This window comes from Hujiaoplasma nucleasis, from assembly GCF_013745115.1.
Classification (GTDB): domain Bacteria; phylum Bacillota_I; class Bacilli_A; order Izemoplasmatales; family Hujiaoplasmataceae; genus Hujiaoplasma; species Hujiaoplasma nucleasis.
On the sequence record NZ_CP051151.1, the window covers coordinates 963,746 to 980,099 of the forward strand.

Consider the following 16,354-nt stretch of genomic DNA (forward strand, 5'->3'; position numbering starts at 1 on the left):
ACCACCCTAAGGTGATATTCTTCTGTTAAATATTATAATAATTTTAGTGATTTTGAGGTAAGGAATTCCTTAGTTCTTGTTGAGCATCTTTATCTGTAAGATTATCTAATAGTATTTTAAATACTTCTTCTTTTGAATCTTCCTCTAAGTTAGATAAATCTATAAAGAACACAAATCTTGCTAGCTTGCTCTTTGAGAAAAATATTCCTCCTAAATCACTTCTATAAGTAATATGTTTTATGGAGTCTAGGGAGAATAATCTGCTTTTTTTACCTTCATAGCTAATAGTTATTTGATTTTCATCTATAATAACTTTGCGTTGTAATTTTAATTTGTTTTTATATAATTTTAGTGTTTGATTTTGTAATGCTTTTATTTGTAATTCTTCGCCTTTATAAAGTATAGCTATAGATATTAATACCGTAATGACAAATAGTAGCATAAGTGGGAGTGCAAACTTAGTAAATAAGTCTTTGAAAATTAAAGTCCAAATAAAACCAAATAGCCCTATAATCGCCAAAGTAGTAAACCCTTTTTTTGCTAACACTTTCCGAAAAGCCCAACCATATATCACATTTTCTTTCGCAACAATTTACGCTTTCCCTTTACTTAGCTGATAACTAAATTCCATATACATAATCCTCCTATAAGTTCAAATATATAATAAATGAAGCGCCAGCAGGTGCGGTAACTTTAAATATTACTGGTAATAATCCAGGAACAGTTATTGCTAAAAACCATGTTAAACCAGCTAATGCTGCTACACCAGCAACTATTCCAACTCCTATTAAAACTTTTCTTCCTATAACGCCCCAATCAACACTTTGAACTTTTTCTTTAATATAGTTATATGCATTGGCTGCATAATTATATGTCTTAACTGTTGCATAAGCAAATGCATATGGCACAATTCTAATTCCGTGTGTTGTTGTTACAACACCATTAGCTGTTTCAAAAGAATGACCGTAACCAAAATAAAAACCATTTTCGCTAGTGAGTCCTAATGAGAAGTTTGTTGTGCTTCTTACACCAAACAAATTAAGGATGGATGGCATATTGACAGTGCATACACCACCTTCACATGATGCATCCCATAGTTTATCAATTTCACCTACACTAAATTGGCTTTCAAAGAATCCAAAACCATAATCTATTTCTGGATTATAATATCTTGATTGTAAATAATACAAGCCTGTATCTTTATCATAGTAATAACCTTTATAGATAAATGGGTTAATGTTCACTAATGTATACCCTAAGTACTACATAATATTTCAGTGCCCCTCATTGCTGGTGGTTTTTCTTTTAGAATGGGTAAAATCTTAAATAAGTTTCGGATTCACAGCCCATTATAAATCCTTTTTTTCTTTTTCTTCACAAGATTCATAAAACAACCAAATGGCAAAAATATACATAACAAAAACTAAAAAGTCAATAAACCTTGTTTTAGGGATCCACCATTCATATGCAGTTTTTTCAAACATTAATACTAATGAAATTATTGTAAAACTTGTATATCTACTTTTGGACATAATATACCTCTTTTTATTTTATATAAATAACTAAGTTTAATTGACATTAAAAATTTCTATATCGTCCAGCGGAATTACAGTAAACGTACCAAAATCCGCGCCATTAAACCTTTCGACACCAGTAGTTATATCCCACAAAGTAATTTCTGTGGATCTCATCTCCGGAAGTGGATTATAATAAGTTGGCCTAAAAGTTTGAAAAGATTGCTTAAAAAGTATACCTCTATCAAAACCATTCACACCATCGGTATCAGCTGACTCTAGAATATTATTATAGCTTGAATCATATAGAGAGTCAACTATTGAATCATAAATTTCAGTTGTTGAAAACGAAATTATTCCGGCAGATAAACTACCTAATAATGAACTATAGTTTTTAACCTTATCCATGACTTCAGAAAGTAGTTTAGAACCTGATGTATATATCAAATAAGCATATAAAGAATAGATTGTAATTTTTGCATATGGTGTTTCTAATATTTCTTGCATCCATTCTAATGAGGAGTTAATAGGATAAGTCGTAAATATTAGATCATAGTAATTCAAGGCTTCAGGACTAAAATATATCATTCTTTCTACATAAGATCGATGTCCACTAAGATTATTATAATTACTTATACTAGCTCTGAAATCATAATTCCATACTATAATACCTTGAAAATCACTTGGTAGAAAAGTAACATTATTAAATTCTACATCTTCATCCTCCGAAATAGGAACAGTCAACCTATTATCATTGAGAGTGGCGGGTCCATAATAGTCATAGTCATCAAATAGGTCATATTTATAGTTAGTGCAATTTTCTTCAACTATCGGACCTACAAAGTCAATATTACAATAGTAAGGACCCATATATTCTGTCACATCAACAGTTAAGTATTTTGTTATGGCTCTGTTTCCTGCCAAGTCAATAGCATTGTGCGCAACAATATAAGTCCCTGGAACATCATCATTCACTTCTCCACTAATAATGCAACTTAGTTGGTTTTTATTATCTGTCACAGAACAAAGAGGCGGAATGTAATTGTCCTTCACCGCCTCTAAAGAAATACTGGTCTCACTCAAATGTATTACCGGCTTTATAGTGTCTTCATCAGGGTATGTCGTGCCTCCACCAGTTCCATCATCAAAATGATTAACTCCCGCAAAAACACTTGTTGTAGATAATGAAACAAAAATTAACATAAATATTATAAACAATTTTTTCATTTTTACTATTATATACTAATTTTTTTAAGTATATTTCTCCTTTCATAATTATTTTAATACTTTTACTTGCATGTTTGGTTCATATGATACTGAATATACTGGCATTTTTACTCCCCCCTTTCAATTATAATTATTGAGTTGTTCTTTTAACTCTTTTAGAATTTCATAACTTTTATAATGTGCATCCTTTGAAACAACATAATCACTAGATTCTATTACATCAATTTTCTTTGAATACCAGTCCACTAAATAACTGACTAATTTTTCAAGTAATTGTTTGTCACTAGGATATTCAATACTCAATATTTGTTTTGCATAGCTTTTAATAAAATTATCATTTGTGTATTGAATAATAGTTTGCGATATACCTTCTAATTCAATTCTTATGATTTCTTCAATATTCATTTGTTTTTTTAAATGAAAAATCAAAAGCGAAAACGTAGATAAATATCTACGGTTTTCTTACTTACTCCTAATCTATTGTGATCCGATATCTACTTCTTCATAATCAATATCATCAAAACCATCAGCTTGTATAGTAATTTGATTCGAAAAAGCAAAAGCGAAAAAACTAAAGAATAAGATTGCAAGTATCGCTATTCTCTTTTTCATTTTTGCCTCCTTGTGAGTTTATGTTATAATATAAACATAAATTCGCATAGGACCTGAGAGTTCCGTTTTTCAAAAAGTGAGGTAGCCATGGATAGGATAAGACAACAATATATGTTTCACCTAGACAATATTAGACTCAAAAAAAACATCACAATAAAGGAACTCTGTGATGGCATATGCGACGATCGTCAATATAGAAAATACAGAAGCGGAGATAATAATATAAGTGACATTAGACTTCTTGAGTTCTGTGAAAAATTAGGAATTAGCTCTAGAGATTTTTATTACACATTAAATGAAAAAGATGAATATGATTTTAATCTTCTTAAAGAACTTTATAATTTAATTGTAAATCATAAGTTCTCTGATGCGAAGAAAATCCTAGACAAAGGATTTAAATATTCATACTTAACTATTCAAAATAAACGACTACTAGAATATTGTAAGATAAGATTTTTCTATACACAAAAAGAATACAAAGGTGACCAAGCAGTAGAAGAGATCAGTAAGAACATTAACATTCAAGAATGTTGTAAGAAAGAAATTTTTGATTTTGTGGATGTGTTATTCTTTCTATTGTTAGCAGAAATCCAAGTAAAGACAGAGAAGGTTCAAGCTTTAAATCAGTTAATTAAAATTCTAAATAATCCAAACCACTTATATTTAAGTCCGGAAAAAAGGGATTTGATAGCCCCTATATATTCAAATGTATCTATAATGCTTGGAAAACTTAATAGGTTCAATGACCTACTAAGGATTAACTCTTTAGGCATTGAATACTGTATTAAGAATTCCTTCTCAAAATCACTGACAAAATTATATCAGACAAGAGCTTTAGCTTTATATAAACTTGAAAGGTTCTCAGAAGCTGATGAATTCATAGCAAAATCCTTATCTAATTCAATATCCATAGAAAGTATTGAAGCAAACCATAAACTTTTCAAGCAACTTGTTAAGGATTTTAATAAAAATCCATTTGAAGTCCTCAATGAATATTTCATAAGAAAAAAAGAAGAAATCAATATGTGATTTCTTCTTTTTGAATGAAGTTAGCTAAATTTCAGAACTAACCATATGTTTTGAGTTATATTGAATTGTTTCTATGCTTAACTTATTCAATTCATAAATGATAACTTTTGGTAAGTCTTGCTTCTTCCTATCAGAAAGTTCAAAATAACTAAATGGCTTATACCATATCAGATAATCTGCATTACTATTCTTAATTGCCTCAACCATTATTTTATCAGCCCAAAAACAATGTGGCTTTCCTAGCAATGTTGTTCCTAACTCAACATTAATTTTTTCATGACTATACTCTTCAAAGTATATCCCTGAAGATTCATCTAGAACAAAAAATATTAATTTATATCCTGGATGATTCTTTTTGTAATAAGTGACTTTCTTTGCATGCTTTGAGATAACTCTATTAAAATTTTCTCTATATCTAGTAAAGTTATGATCTTCTTCTAAAGGCAATCCACTATCACCAAAGAGAAAAACTTGTTTTAGATTAGGAAAGTTACCTTCTACACCCAAATCCCTTAATTGTCTTAACATTTTGTTTTCCTTAGCCTTTGTTACATGAGTCTTACCTTTATTGGTTGCTTGGTCATCAAATCTCATGACTTCCATCATTAGTTTTAAATCATCATTGTAAAAATCTGGTGGAGGATCTGATTTTAAAGAACTATTTTCCCATGTTTTCCAGATATCTTCATCATTAGTCGCTTGAAAAATATCCCATACATCATCAGATTCAGGGAATGCTAGTGGACGATTATCATGACAGCGGTAATAATCTAGAATATTTTCTTCGTTATCAAAAGTAAACTTTCTCATTCTACTTTAACCCGCTAGTAACATTAAGACAATAGTCAAAGGTATTAGTGCTATACCATACTTCAAAGCATCATTAAAATATCTCATTTTACTTATAGCAATCTTTGAGTTGATTGATATTTGAGAGAGAATCATTTCACGGGCTTTTTTTTCATCAACTTCCTTAGTTTCTTTAATAAAATCTTCATCATCCATTTCTGCAATTGATACAAAAGAGAATAGATTATCAGAAAAAATATCAACATTCTTTGTTCTTGCTATAAAAACAGATACTAAATTGAAGATTGTCAATCCAAGAATCACTAAATATGCCAAACCAAATACAATAACTATTGTAATTAGAGGTATACTTCCATTAACCAATAATTCAGATAGTTTTCCATATGTACTAGCAGATAAGCCAACAATCAATCCAATAAATGCTACTAAAATAGAAGTTTTACTATCAGCTGCTCTTATCCATGAGTTTACTATCTCGAGCATTCTTAATGAAGTTTCCTTATCAAATACATTCTCTACTCTATTTCCCATGTTGCCTCCTTTATAATATATGTGTTTGGCATGCTTGTTTGATATGGTTCACAGTACTCTTTAAACTTCTTATTTAAATGATCATATGTTTTAGAGTCAATTATTACTTGATTCTTTTCAGCTAATCCACAAAATTTTGATGCATAGTTTGTAATATCGCTCGGATAGGCCACTTCGCTACCATTATCAGTAGTTAATCTTGTTACATATACATGACCCGTACGAATCCCTATTCCGCAACTTATTTCCCACTCTTTACTCAACAACGGATTCATCGATTCAGCTATATAAGTATGAATACTGAGTGCAGTATAAACTGCTCGTTGTCCTGAATTTCCAGTTGAATCATTCGTAAAAGCACATAAAATGCCATCACCAACAATTTGTAAAATCATACCATTATTTTCATTAATCGCTTTCTTACAAAGTTTGGTATACATTTGATATATTTTTACCATTGTTTTTCGCCCAACTGTACTAGATAGAACTGTTGAACTTCTTATATCTATAAACATCAAGGATGTTTCAATATTATATACTTTTTTACCACTTGGAATCTGATTTCGGTCCAAAAATCCGTTCTGATTAGTAACTTCAATCTTTCTGTCATAGATTTGTTTTAATTCATTTTTTAAAGAATCTAATTCATTCTGTTTCATAATAACCTCCTTTACTATTAACGACTGCTAGTTCTTTTTCTAGGTCGTCTTACAACTATATTTGTAGATTTCTTAAAGTTATTTATTGTATAAAGAAACAGTGGAATAAATACTGAAGTTATTATCCATTTAACAACTCCAAGAGTTTGCAAATACATCGTTCTTTCTATTTCGGTCATAAAACTTAAGTCATAATCAGTTATATACAATATTCCAAAAAAACAAGAAGCAATAAATATAAATAATAACTGATGTAACCTAATTATTTTATGATTACTCGTATTCTTTGTAAAAATATTTTTTATACGAATAACCAGTGCAAAAATGTTTGTAATCAGTAATGCATAAAATAACATTGGAATGATGATTGAAAGCAAGTTGTTAAGTGTGATATCCCACTCAAAAGGTACCAAAACCATACTATTTACTTCTAATGGATACCCAAAAGCAGCTAGAAAAACTAGCAAACTTAGCATAGAAAATTGTATTGCATCCATAATTAATATTCTTTGTTGCCTCTTCTTGTCAACTTTAGCTAGCCTTAGTAAGCCAAAACCTAAGAGAAACATAATTATTTTAAAAGCAAATAGAAATAAAACTGCATATAATAGTCCAAAGTAAATTGCTATAAGAGTTGTTCCCCATATGCTTGCAGTGGGAATTCCTATGCACAATATAATAATTGCTAATCCAATACCAATCAATATTATTGCACCAATTAAATTAAGAGCAAATAATAGCAAATCTAAAACGCAATCCCATATTCTTTGTAATAAACTGCGCTTCTTTTCTTGTGTCTCTTCAGTACCTTCATTTAGATCTTCTACTAGCTCTTGTTTCTTATTTTTCTCTGGAACTGAATTTTTAATTTTCTGAATAAAATCTTTAAAACTCGATATTTTAAATACTCTCAAATAGAATTTTACATTACCAATAAATAAAAGGACAAAATCTATTGATATTAAAACAATTAATCCTACGTTCAACATACTCTACACCTCGTTCACTAAACTCGTTATCGTTTTTCTTTAATCTCATCAGGCACAATTGTTTTAACTCCAAAATGTTCTTGCATCATCTGATGTGCAAAGCTAATTGCATCGATTTCAATATCTTGAATCAAATACTCTTTATCCTTAGTTTTATCACCAGAAGGTGTATGATATTGATTAAAATCACTTTTCCATAATTCTATTGTATTGTTACTAATGATTTCAGTCCCTTTGTAGTTACCTTTAATCATCTGGTACTGAAACGCATGCCTTGACTCATGAAAACAAGTGATCATAATCTCCATATTATTCTTAACACTTTCAATCCAATTCTCATTAAAGGCGATGATGTAATCTTCTTTTTGGAATATTGCATTAATGCCTTTTTTATCTAGTAACTCGTTATTAAAATAACGCACTTCAGGCGTCTTAATCTGTAATATCTTAGATGCAATCTTAACGCCCATCATAGCTAATTCAAAATTATCCATCTGTACCCCCTAAGTTGCCTAATTTAATATAAGTATATCATGATAAAGTTGCTTTTAAAATACGAAAAGCCATATTCATTTTAATAACTGAATATGGCTTTTTTCTATCTATTTACTTTTAATTTATTTTTTGGTGTTTATAAATGTGACTTTTTCTGCAACTATCCTTAGAATGTCGTCATCGATATTTAAGGATGCTTTAACTCCAATGATCGCTCCTTCAATTAGATATTCAAGAACGTTGTCCATCAATATCTCATTTAACTTAACAGGAATCAAATCAGAATCTTTATTATTGGCTCTATTGATATGAACCAGAACAATACCTGCTTGTTTATCTAGCTTAGATACTTTTCCAACTAAAACAACTTGGTTTAACATAATTTCCTCCTCAGTTTTCTTGTGATACATGTTACCTAAATATAGGACTTATATCAAGCATTACTCACATTTATAATTTAATCTATCTGCGATGATTTTTTCTGCTTCAGAAAGGGTTGATTTACCATGCATTTTATTAGAAAACGATATATAGTCATCAATAATAGATTCAATCTTACTTTGGTTATCTTCTACAAAGCCAATGGCTTTTTCTGTAGAACCAGAAAGGTTAGCTACCCATTCACTAAGACGTTTAATAACTGCGTGTTTTTTCTCATTACCCATTAAAAATGATTCACCTTTTTCTTTGGCAATTTGATTTTTCTCTTCAACGATCATAATGAACTCTTTTATAGTCTTTTGGATACTTTCATCAAAGACAATATCAGTTGCTTTGCTTACCAAATCTGAAACAACTTCTGATGAGCTTTTAATATCATCTTTAACTTCTTTAATGATAGTTGACAGATTGGTGCCTTCTTTATACTTTGATGACACATATAAAACAAGTGTTAAAACATTAGTAACTAGCAATATGCTTTCAAGTGTTGTCATTTGCTTTTCCTCCTATGTGGTTATAAATATTAACTTGTGAATCTTCTAATCTTGATACTCGGTGTTCTAAGACATTAACATCTTTTTTTAGTGATTTAATATCTTGACCATGCATCTCCAATAAATTAAGCATTTTGATGTTTTGCTTTTCAATCCCTTGTAACCTAATGATGATTTCATCATTTTTTGTTTTGTTATGTTTATCTTGTTTGCTGAATTGTTTTATCGTTGTAAGAATAACAACAACCATAGTTACAATCCAATAAATTAAGTTTTCCATTCTAAATAAGTGTATAAGGTTATCCCAGTCCACATTTAATCAACTCATTTCGGTAATTTTCTAAATAGTCTACTTGTTCTTTTATCTCTTTTATATAGGGTTTTGATTTCTCATTTTCCCAATTATGTTTAAAGTCCATCATCTTTGTAAACCAGGGTGCTTCTACAACAAGCTCATATTTATCTGTTTTATCATAATGATCAACCATACCCCTCATTCTAAAGATATGATAATGGGATTTAAAGTTCTTCTTTATTCCAAAGCGCATCTTTGTATAGTTTAATAAGGCATCAAGTTGATTAATTAAAAACTTCTTATGATCAAATTGTTTTAAGTTTTGGTAATCTTGCTCAAAGTCATTATCTAGGTAAATCACCTTATCTTTACAAACTAAAATATCATCAGCTGCACTCTTATAGTAATCAATGATAGTTTCATCAAAGAATTGTCTTTTAATGTAATCTTCTTTTGAAAAGGCAAAGATATCAATTTCACCCAATTGCACATGCATGTTACCTTTAAAACCATCTAAGACTGCCGTTATATCTATGTCACTAGTGTCATCATTAAAACCATAACCTCTAGAGCCTGAATAATATAGAAGCAATACTTTACATGTTGGAAAGATATTCCTTACGAAAGACAATAAATCATCCATCTATATCACCTTCTAAATTAGTAAGCATAGGCTCTAATACATCAAAATCATCTAGAGCATCTTCAAAACCTATCACGTTTTCTTTAAGCCATTTATAAGATGCTACAATCGGATTAACACCTAAAAACAAGGGATAATCTTCAAAAGGTATGGATATGTCTAGTTCTTCAATCGGCTTACTTTGCTTGGCTCTAGCTTCTTTCGATACATAAGATGCTAGGCAGATAGTAATCTTTTTATGAGCGTAACTTATATTAAAAGCTGTAATCCTGTGATAGCTTACCGATATATCAAACTTTGTGTATAACGCTTTTATAATTGCCATTATTTTACCTACTTTCTTTTCATCCTAAAGATTGTGACAGATATACTATCAGGTATACCAACTGAAACACCAGGATTAATATATATACCACCAAGATTACCATTCACTGAATGGGCAAAATCAACCATCTTAATCGATGCATCATTTTGGTCATTATTTGTTGTGATACTTTTTCCATAAATAACCCACTGCTCTGTATCTAGATAATTTCTTTTGAATGTTGGTGATATTTCAAAATCTATGACTTTTGTAATACCACTTATGATACTTGGTCCTGATACATAACTATCCTCAATATAAAAGCGGTATTGATTTGAGTTTGATGCCTTTGTATGAGTTGTATTTTCAGTATTAACATGATGAGATACATATGAACCATATAGATTTGAGCTACTTGATGTTCTGTAATAAATGAAAGTATCAGATGTATCATTTGAGTTACCATAGGTACCTGCTATAACATGAACCTTATAAATATAATCTGGATCAAAGTCATATGATATGCTTCTGTAAGTTGATGAAGCCTCTGATAGATAAACTCTTTCAAAAGCTCCACCTATTTTTACAACGGATGACTGACCTCTGGCATAAAGAACCTCATTTGTATAATCAAAGGCAAGCTCACCCAAATGAGACATATTAGAAGTGGTGGGTTTGGTCGAGCCTCTTTTGACTCTGATAATAGCCACTAGTAAGTCCCACCATCAATGACAGACGTTGGTTGAAGCACTTTTGTTTCATCAATACCTAATTGATATGTAATTCTTTTAGGAGTGTAATCACTGTCAATGACCGGATACATGACAAGTCCCTTATAGATAGCTTTATTAGCATAATTTGTTGGAGACGTTGCTAGAGAGGTTCCTGTTGATTCATATATTCTAGCATCTGCAATTGTATTCAATGTGTTTCGCTGAATATCTGTTAAGTGTGATACATTTCCTTTATGGGCATTAAATGTTGCATTAGATACACCACCTAATCCTGCTAAAGATATAGTTACTGCTCCAGTTTGCCCATTCACACTAGAGACTGCATCTGTTGGGCTAAGTAGTTCTTGCCAACTGGCTAAGTTATTATAGCTTGAGTTCTTTAGGATATAAGACTTATTCTTATCGGTTCTAATGGCCACGTCCCCTTCTTGTGCATTAGATAAAGCAAGCATTGCTGATTGGCTTGATACTACATAAGTATTGGTCATGGCAATCTTTGGCACAATGCTATCAGCTAGTTTTCCACTAGAGTTTAGAACAGGAATATTTCCACTACTGGTTCCTGTATTTTTAGTAGAGGCTGTTCCTAGATTCAAAGCAGTTATTTTTGTATCGATTTGGTTATTTACCTTGCCTACACCTGGTATTTTTAAATAGTCTGATTCTGCTAATGGGTTAGAACTATTACCCGTTTTATCCCCTTTAGCAATATATAAATGCTCACCATTAAAATCAACTTGTGGTTCTCCTGCTTTTATAGAACCACTTGACCCAGTTAGTGGACCGGTTCCTGAAGTTGTTCTTCTTTTAATTTGAATTGTTGCCATTTCTTATCTCCTTTACTTTTTCAAAAACACACTTGTAATATTATGTATGCTACTACCTGCACTTAAGGTGACTGTGCCGTTTTCATAAACAACACCAAGTGAGTAATCACCACTCCCAAACCTATAAGCAATAGATGTATTAGATCCCACAAATAAAAATATGGCTTCACCTGGAAAGGTAATGATGGTTGAATTATTAATGGTGACATAAACTATAGAGTCCATTAATTCTACAGAACTCGCAACTGAAAAGGTATAAGTACCGCTCATCACTCTATTCAGTGTTTTCCTTTTAGGTAAATACCTGCTTTTTATGTCTGCATCTAAGTCATCTACTCTAATCTTATCTTTTTCAATCATAAATCTTTCATAGTTGGAAAGTGACAGAGCAGTTGTGGTTTTTGTGTAAGCACATAAGACCAGTTCATATAAACCACCGCTTTTATTTAAGTTTGTTCTAGTTAAAGACGGATAACTTCCTGTTTGTTCCTTTAAGTATAAACTAGCTGTCTGATCTGATGTATTAACACCTAAAACAACAAAACCATGTTTGTTTGAATCAGGTGAAACGCCAATACTTGTTTGATTTTCTATATAGATAATTCTTCCATAAATTGATACATAGCCATCACTAAAGGTAATGGTGTTATTGGCTAGTGTATAATCACATTCTCCCTTTAAGCCTTTTAAAATCCCTACATCAGCAGAAAACAAAAAATGATATAAGTCAGCATCTACTTTAGAGGTCACATTACCACCCTCAAAGGTTATCTTTTGTATGCCCATTAAAACTCTCCTCCATCTATATTTGTGTTTGTTATGGTTATATTACTAGTTGTTTGCTTTGATTTATTGTTACTTAGCAATTGTATTTTCTCTGTTAACTTGACTCTATATTCCCCTAAGGTAACTAATGCATAATTCATTGAATCTTTAAAGCTAATACCTGTCACGATTGATTCATATGTTTTTCCCTTATGGATAAAGGAAACATAATCGCCTAAATTGATATTTTCAAATGGTATAAAGACTTTATTATTCATATCGATCATAAATTCTATATTGTGATCTAACTTTGATTTGACCATGTCACTTCTTGCTTTAGTATCTAATGTATCAAAATCTTTATCTGTATACATATAAGTTCTAGACATGACACTATTGTATCTTTTATCAGGTATTGGACTTTCTGTAATATGGCCATTTGTAAGCAAATAATAAGTTTTTATTGATTTGTGTATCTGATTATCACTTCTTGGATAAAAGATTACCTTGTTTATAAGCTGACTAGTTGAGTCATTGGTTTTAATATTTAAGATAGAAGAAAAGTCACTTCTCATTTTAATTCCACTTTTAACTGGAAGGATACGAAAAACAATGCCTGTGATTCGTCCTCTTAAATAAGTGACATCCGTTGAAAAACTCAAACCATAACTTTTTGATCCAAGTTCAAATATCTTTGATATATTAATAATTTTATCTGAGTCAAAGTTTAATTGTCCATTAACACTTGTTTCCTTCTCGATAGTTAAGTAATTTAAGTTTTGCATGCTATCTGAGTTATTTTTAAAATGACTTGTAATGACTTGATATATATAGTCTGCTACATCACCACTAAAACTAATGGCTGGTGTATCCAAATTAAAAATCTCTCTAAAATCGAGAGATTTAATCATGCTTGTAAAATCATCATTTAATTCGATACTTTCTAAGATACCAATATAAGAAAACTTATCCGTTTTTAGGACTAAAATATCCCCAATTTTACAATTTATATTTATTTTGTTAACTTTGAAACTCGATCGTTTAATTAAGACCATATCTAATACAAGTTGATAATTGTTAGAAATTCTTGCGTTATCCTTATATTGAAGTGTGTGTCTATCTAGGAATATTAGTTTCATAACTATATACCCAAGTAACCTTCAAGAACCTTAATCTTGCAGATAGACTCAGATGAAACACCTGGCTTAAACTCAACTTCATAATCCCCATGATCTAAGAATATAAAGTTATCAAGTTCAAAATCTTGAAGACCATAGATGTCAGTAATGACTCCTGATTCATCCATAGTCATTTCTTGTTGGCTAGGAATTGCATTAATTGTGATATTTGCATTTTCTGCACTTAGATATAAACGCAATATCGATACCACTTCTTGGTTCTTCTTAATAAGCACTTCAGGGTTATTAACATTACCTAAGATTTCAATTACTAGTGGTGCTTGATCTAGTCCTTCATTTTTAATATAAGCCTTACCTTCATATGAACTTGAATAAAAGTATGGATACATGTAAGGATAGACTTTTCCACTTCTTGAGCCATTGGCAATAATCTCATATGTCTTTTCCTTTAACCATAAGGATAACTTTTTAAAGATAATCTGGCTTTGAATTGTACTTGCTACAAGTTCTGCTTTTGATAGACTTGCAATATCAACACAACAATACGCTTTAAATGCATCATTTTCATAATAGAGTTTAAATGCTTTATGACCCTTACTAATAAAATCCACAAAGGCTTTATAACCCTGATAACCTTTTAAAAAAACTAAGGTTTCTGTAATTTCAGATAATGGTATATTATAATCTGAGCGTTGATAAAACTGACTATATTCTAGATACTTTAAATCTAGAGAAAAACCAAGACCACTAATCTCTGAGATAATGGTCTGGTTTTTATGGTTGAAATAATAAATATCACCGTATTCATTTTCTAAGTAAAATTGTCTAATCAAATGACATTACCTCCTAATGCTTGATTAATAGAATCAATGTCAAAGGTTGGCGCTGTTGTATTAATCGTTATGTTGTTTGTATTGTTTGTTGATGAACTAGAGTTAGAGTTATTAACAGTACTTGATCCTTTTAAATTAAAGGTATCTGAAAAGAAATCTCCAACACCACCAAAAAAGCCTCCAACTTTACTCGCTGCATTAGAGGCAAAGTCACCTATGCCATCTGTAACCTTATTAGCAATATTAGATATGCCTTCTGTTACACTTGAAAAGGTATCCTTGACCTTACCACCAAAGTCCCCAATCTTTGAAGGAAGCTCACCAATCCACTCAAATATCTTTTGAATGAACTCAACTATTTTTTGAACAACTTTTAAGACTGGATCAAGAACAGTTTTTAAGATATTTATTGCTGGAACTAAGATTGCATTTAAAACTTCTCCTACGACAGTTATAAGTGGTGCTAATAAACCTAGTATCTCAGCAAACATCTGAATTTGAGTAATCAGTGGCATTAAAATGACATCTAGTATAGGCACTAAGAGTTCAACTAGCATAATGACTAATTCAATGATGACATCAAGGATTGGTTGTAAAGCCGTCATGAGACTATCGACTATTGCAAGTATAGGCGGAAGTAACTGCATGAAAGTTTCCATAAGTCTTTCTAGCAAGGATCTAAACTCTTCACTTTGAAATAGCGCCATCACCAATATAGCAATTAAAGCACCAATACCAAGTGTCGCTGCATTGATACCAACTCCAGCAAATATACCTGATGTACCCACTGCTTTTAAACTCATTGAAACCATATTTAACAAAGGTCCAACTTTACCTACAACACTTAAAACAGGTCCAATCGCAACTACAAGTCCTGTTAAAGTTCCAATGATTTTCTTTGTACTTGAGTCTATATTTTTCCATTTATCGATCCAGTCTTTTAAAGTTGGAATCACATTATCTCTTATCTTAATCGTTAGACTTTGAATGGCCGGAAGTAAGGTAGACGCTAGGTCTACACCTAAACTAGAGACCGCTTGTTTAGTTCTATCTAGTGCATCTGTAAACTCACCAGCTTGAGCGGCTTGTTCATTGGTAACGATACCTAGTTCTCTTGCTTCATTTCTTAAATCGTTTATAGTAGCTGCTTCTTGAGTTAAAACAGGAATAATATCAGCTGCCACTCTTTCGCTTAATAAATCATTAGCCACACCAACTCTTATGGCTTCATCTTCTACTTCACTTAAAGCATCTCTAATAAGTGCAAATGCTTGATCAGCATTCTTACCTTTTAAATCATCAATACTTAGCCCAATTAACGCAAGGCTATCTGCATACTTGTCACCATTACCTGTCGCTATCTCACCCAAAAGACCATTAACCTTCATGAAGGCTTTTTCCATTCTTTCAGTTGAGACACCTAAAATAGTCGCAGAGTGATTCCACTCCTGCATTTGTTCTGCAGATAATCCTAGTTTTTCAGCTGTGTCACCTATCTCATCAGATGCATATGCAGATTTTATTGAGAATGCTGTTAAAGCAGAAACGGCTCCTAATATAGGAACCGTTACAGATTTTGTTAATGTAGAGCCAATTTTACCAATCTTTTCAAAATTAGCATTACTCAATTCTTTTATCTTATTTCCTGTTTTTTCTAGTTGTCCATTGAACTTAGCAAGGGATGCTTCAGTATATTGAACATTTCGTTTTAACTTAGAAAATTCCTCTTGGCTCATATCACCAAGTTGGACAGCTTTTTTAGCTTTATCAAGTTCTTGATTTTGAGTACTTAACTTCTTTTTTGTTTGAACTAAGATATCATTTAGTTTATCTTGTTTTTGTTTCCAAAGTTCTAGATTAGTACTATCATATCTAAGGTTTGTATTAATAGCTCTTAAATCTTTGTTCTGTTCTTTAAGGTCTTTTTTGATACCTTTTAGTTCGTTTTCTAAATCTTTACCATCAAGGCTTAACTTTATATTTAATCCTTTGACTGTCTCAGCCATTAATAGT

General features: G+C 31.1%; 23 protein-coding genes. 1 reads left to right on the forward strand and 22 read right to left on the reverse strand.

Features of this window, described 5'->3' with window-relative positions; translation table 11 throughout:
- Positions 1–43 precede the first annotated feature (43 nt).
- The 6 genes from HF295_RS04420 to HF295_RS04445 all read right to left on the reverse strand — a co-directional run bounded on the left by HF295_RS04420 (position 44) and on the right by HF295_RS04445 (position 3,353).
- Entirely contained in the window at positions 44–547 is a 504-nt protein-coding gene (locus HF295_RS04420) for a hypothetical protein (protein WP_312030974.1), read from the reverse strand.
- Between the two features lie 97 nt (positions 548–644).
- A complete protein-coding gene (locus tag HF295_RS04425; protein WP_312030975.1) occupies positions 645–1,244 on the reverse strand; it encodes an RHS repeat-associated core domain-containing protein in 600 nt (199 codons plus the stop codon).
- A gap of 105 nt (positions 1,245–1,349) precedes the next feature.
- Positions 1,350–1,532, reverse strand: a complete 183-nt coding sequence (locus HF295_RS04430) for a hypothetical protein (RefSeq protein ID WP_312030976.1) — start codon at positions 1,530–1,532, stop codon at positions 1,350–1,352.
- 36 nt (positions 1,533–1,568) lie between these two features.
- Positions 1,569–2,717: a hypothetical protein gene (locus HF295_RS04435; protein WP_312030977.1), complete on the reverse strand. Its 1,149-nt coding sequence runs from the start codon at positions 2,715–2,717 to the stop codon at positions 1,569–1,571.
- Positions 2,718–2,861: 144 nt separating this feature from the next.
- Complete coding sequence (locus tag HF295_RS04440) at positions 2,862–3,146, reverse strand: hypothetical protein (protein WP_312030978.1); 285 nt, start codon at positions 3,144–3,146, stop codon at positions 2,862–2,864.
- Between the two features lie 72 nt (positions 3,147–3,218).
- Positions 3,219–3,353, reverse strand: a complete 135-nt coding sequence (locus tag HF295_RS04445) for a hypothetical protein (RefSeq protein WP_312030979.1) — start codon at positions 3,351–3,353, stop codon at positions 3,219–3,221.
- 87 nt (positions 3,354–3,440) lie between these two features.
- Between HF295_RS04445 and HF295_RS04450 the strand changes: the two genes are divergently transcribed.
- Complete coding sequence (locus tag HF295_RS04450; RefSeq protein ID WP_312030980.1) at positions 3,441–4,382, forward strand: hypothetical protein; 942 nt, start codon at positions 3,441–3,443, stop codon at positions 4,380–4,382.
- Between the two features lie 24 nt (positions 4,383–4,406).
- Here HF295_RS04450 and HF295_RS04455 read toward each other — a convergent pair whose 3' ends face one another.
- The 16 genes from HF295_RS04455 to HF295_RS04530 all read right to left on the reverse strand — a co-directional run bounded on the left by HF295_RS04455 (position 4,407) and on the right by HF295_RS04530 (position 16,347).
- On the reverse strand, positions 4,407–5,192 hold the full coding sequence (locus HF295_RS04455; protein ID WP_312030981.1) for a hypothetical protein: 786 nt from the start codon (positions 5,190–5,192) through the stop codon (positions 4,407–4,409).
- A 6-nt stretch (positions 5,193–5,198) separates the two neighbouring features.
- Positions 5,199–5,723 carry a Pycsar system effector family protein gene (locus tag HF295_RS04460; protein WP_312030982.1) on the reverse strand — a complete coding sequence of 175 codons (525 nt, stop codon included), beginning with the start codon at positions 5,721–5,723 and terminating at the stop codon, positions 5,199–5,201.
- Positions 5,708–6,382, reverse strand: a complete 675-nt coding sequence (locus HF295_RS04465; protein WP_312030983.1) for an adenylate/guanylate cyclase domain-containing protein — start codon at positions 6,380–6,382, stop codon at positions 5,708–5,710. Before HF295_RS04465 ends, HF295_RS04460 begins: the two co-directional genes overlap by 16 nt.
- 17 nt (positions 6,383–6,399) lie before the next feature.
- Positions 6,400–7,371, reverse strand: coding sequence for a hypothetical protein (locus HF295_RS04470; protein ID WP_312030984.1), 972 nt, complete (start codon positions 7,369–7,371; stop codon positions 6,400–6,402).
- A 26-nt stretch (positions 7,372–7,397) separates the two neighbouring features.
- Positions 7,398–7,865, reverse strand: coding sequence for a hypothetical protein (locus HF295_RS04475; protein ID WP_312030985.1), 468 nt, complete (start codon positions 7,863–7,865; stop codon positions 7,398–7,400).
- Between the two features lie 123 nt (positions 7,866–7,988).
- Complete coding sequence (locus HF295_RS04480) at positions 7,989–8,246, reverse strand: single stranded DNA-binding domain-containing protein (RefSeq protein WP_312030986.1); 258 nt, start codon at positions 8,244–8,246, stop codon at positions 7,989–7,991.
- 60 nt (positions 8,247–8,306) lie between these two features.
- Complete coding sequence (locus tag HF295_RS04485) at positions 8,307–8,801, reverse strand: hypothetical protein (RefSeq protein WP_312030987.1); 495 nt, start codon at positions 8,799–8,801, stop codon at positions 8,307–8,309.
- Positions 8,788–9,081: a hypothetical protein gene (locus HF295_RS04490; protein ID WP_312030988.1), complete on the reverse strand. Its 294-nt coding sequence runs from the start codon at positions 9,079–9,081 to the stop codon at positions 8,788–8,790. Before HF295_RS04490 ends, HF295_RS04485 begins: the two co-directional genes overlap by 14 nt.
- 19 nt (positions 9,082–9,100) lie before the next feature.
- Complete coding sequence (locus HF295_RS04495) at positions 9,101–9,739, reverse strand: hypothetical protein (protein WP_312030989.1); 639 nt, start codon at positions 9,737–9,739, stop codon at positions 9,101–9,103.
- On the reverse strand, positions 9,732–10,064 hold the full coding sequence (locus tag HF295_RS04500; RefSeq protein WP_312030990.1) for a hypothetical protein: 333 nt from the start codon (positions 10,062–10,064) through the stop codon (positions 9,732–9,734). Before HF295_RS04500 ends, HF295_RS04495 begins: the two co-directional genes overlap by 8 nt.
- A gap of 8 nt (positions 10,065–10,072) precedes the next feature.
- Complete coding sequence (locus HF295_RS04505) at positions 10,073–10,753, reverse strand: hypothetical protein (RefSeq protein WP_312030991.1); 681 nt, start codon at positions 10,751–10,753, stop codon at positions 10,073–10,075.
- On the reverse strand, positions 10,753–11,604 hold the full coding sequence (locus HF295_RS04510) for a hypothetical protein (protein WP_312030992.1): 852 nt from the start codon (positions 11,602–11,604) through the stop codon (positions 10,753–10,755). The genes HF295_RS04505 and HF295_RS04510 overlap by 1 nt, the downstream gene beginning before the upstream one ends.
- Positions 11,605–11,616: 12 nt before the next feature.
- Positions 11,617–12,390 carry a hypothetical protein gene (locus HF295_RS04515; protein ID WP_312030993.1) on the reverse strand — a complete coding sequence of 258 codons (774 nt, stop codon included), beginning with the start codon at positions 12,388–12,390 and terminating at the stop codon, positions 11,617–11,619.
- Positions 12,390–13,508: a hypothetical protein gene (locus HF295_RS04520; RefSeq protein WP_312030994.1), complete on the reverse strand. Its 1,119-nt coding sequence runs from the start codon at positions 13,506–13,508 to the stop codon at positions 12,390–12,392. The genes HF295_RS04515 and HF295_RS04520 overlap by 1 nt, the downstream gene beginning before the upstream one ends.
- Before the next feature lie 2 nt (positions 13,509–13,510).
- Positions 13,511–14,341 carry a phage distal tail protein domain-containing protein gene (locus HF295_RS04525; RefSeq protein WP_312030995.1) on the reverse strand — a complete coding sequence of 277 codons (831 nt, stop codon included), beginning with the start codon at positions 14,339–14,341 and terminating at the stop codon, positions 13,511–13,513.
- Positions 14,338–16,347, reverse strand: coding sequence for a phage tail tape measure protein (locus tag HF295_RS04530; RefSeq protein ID WP_312030996.1), 2,010 nt, complete (start codon positions 16,345–16,347; stop codon positions 14,338–14,340). Before HF295_RS04530 ends, HF295_RS04525 begins: the two co-directional genes overlap by 4 nt.
- Positions 16,348–16,354: the final 7 nt, after the last annotated feature.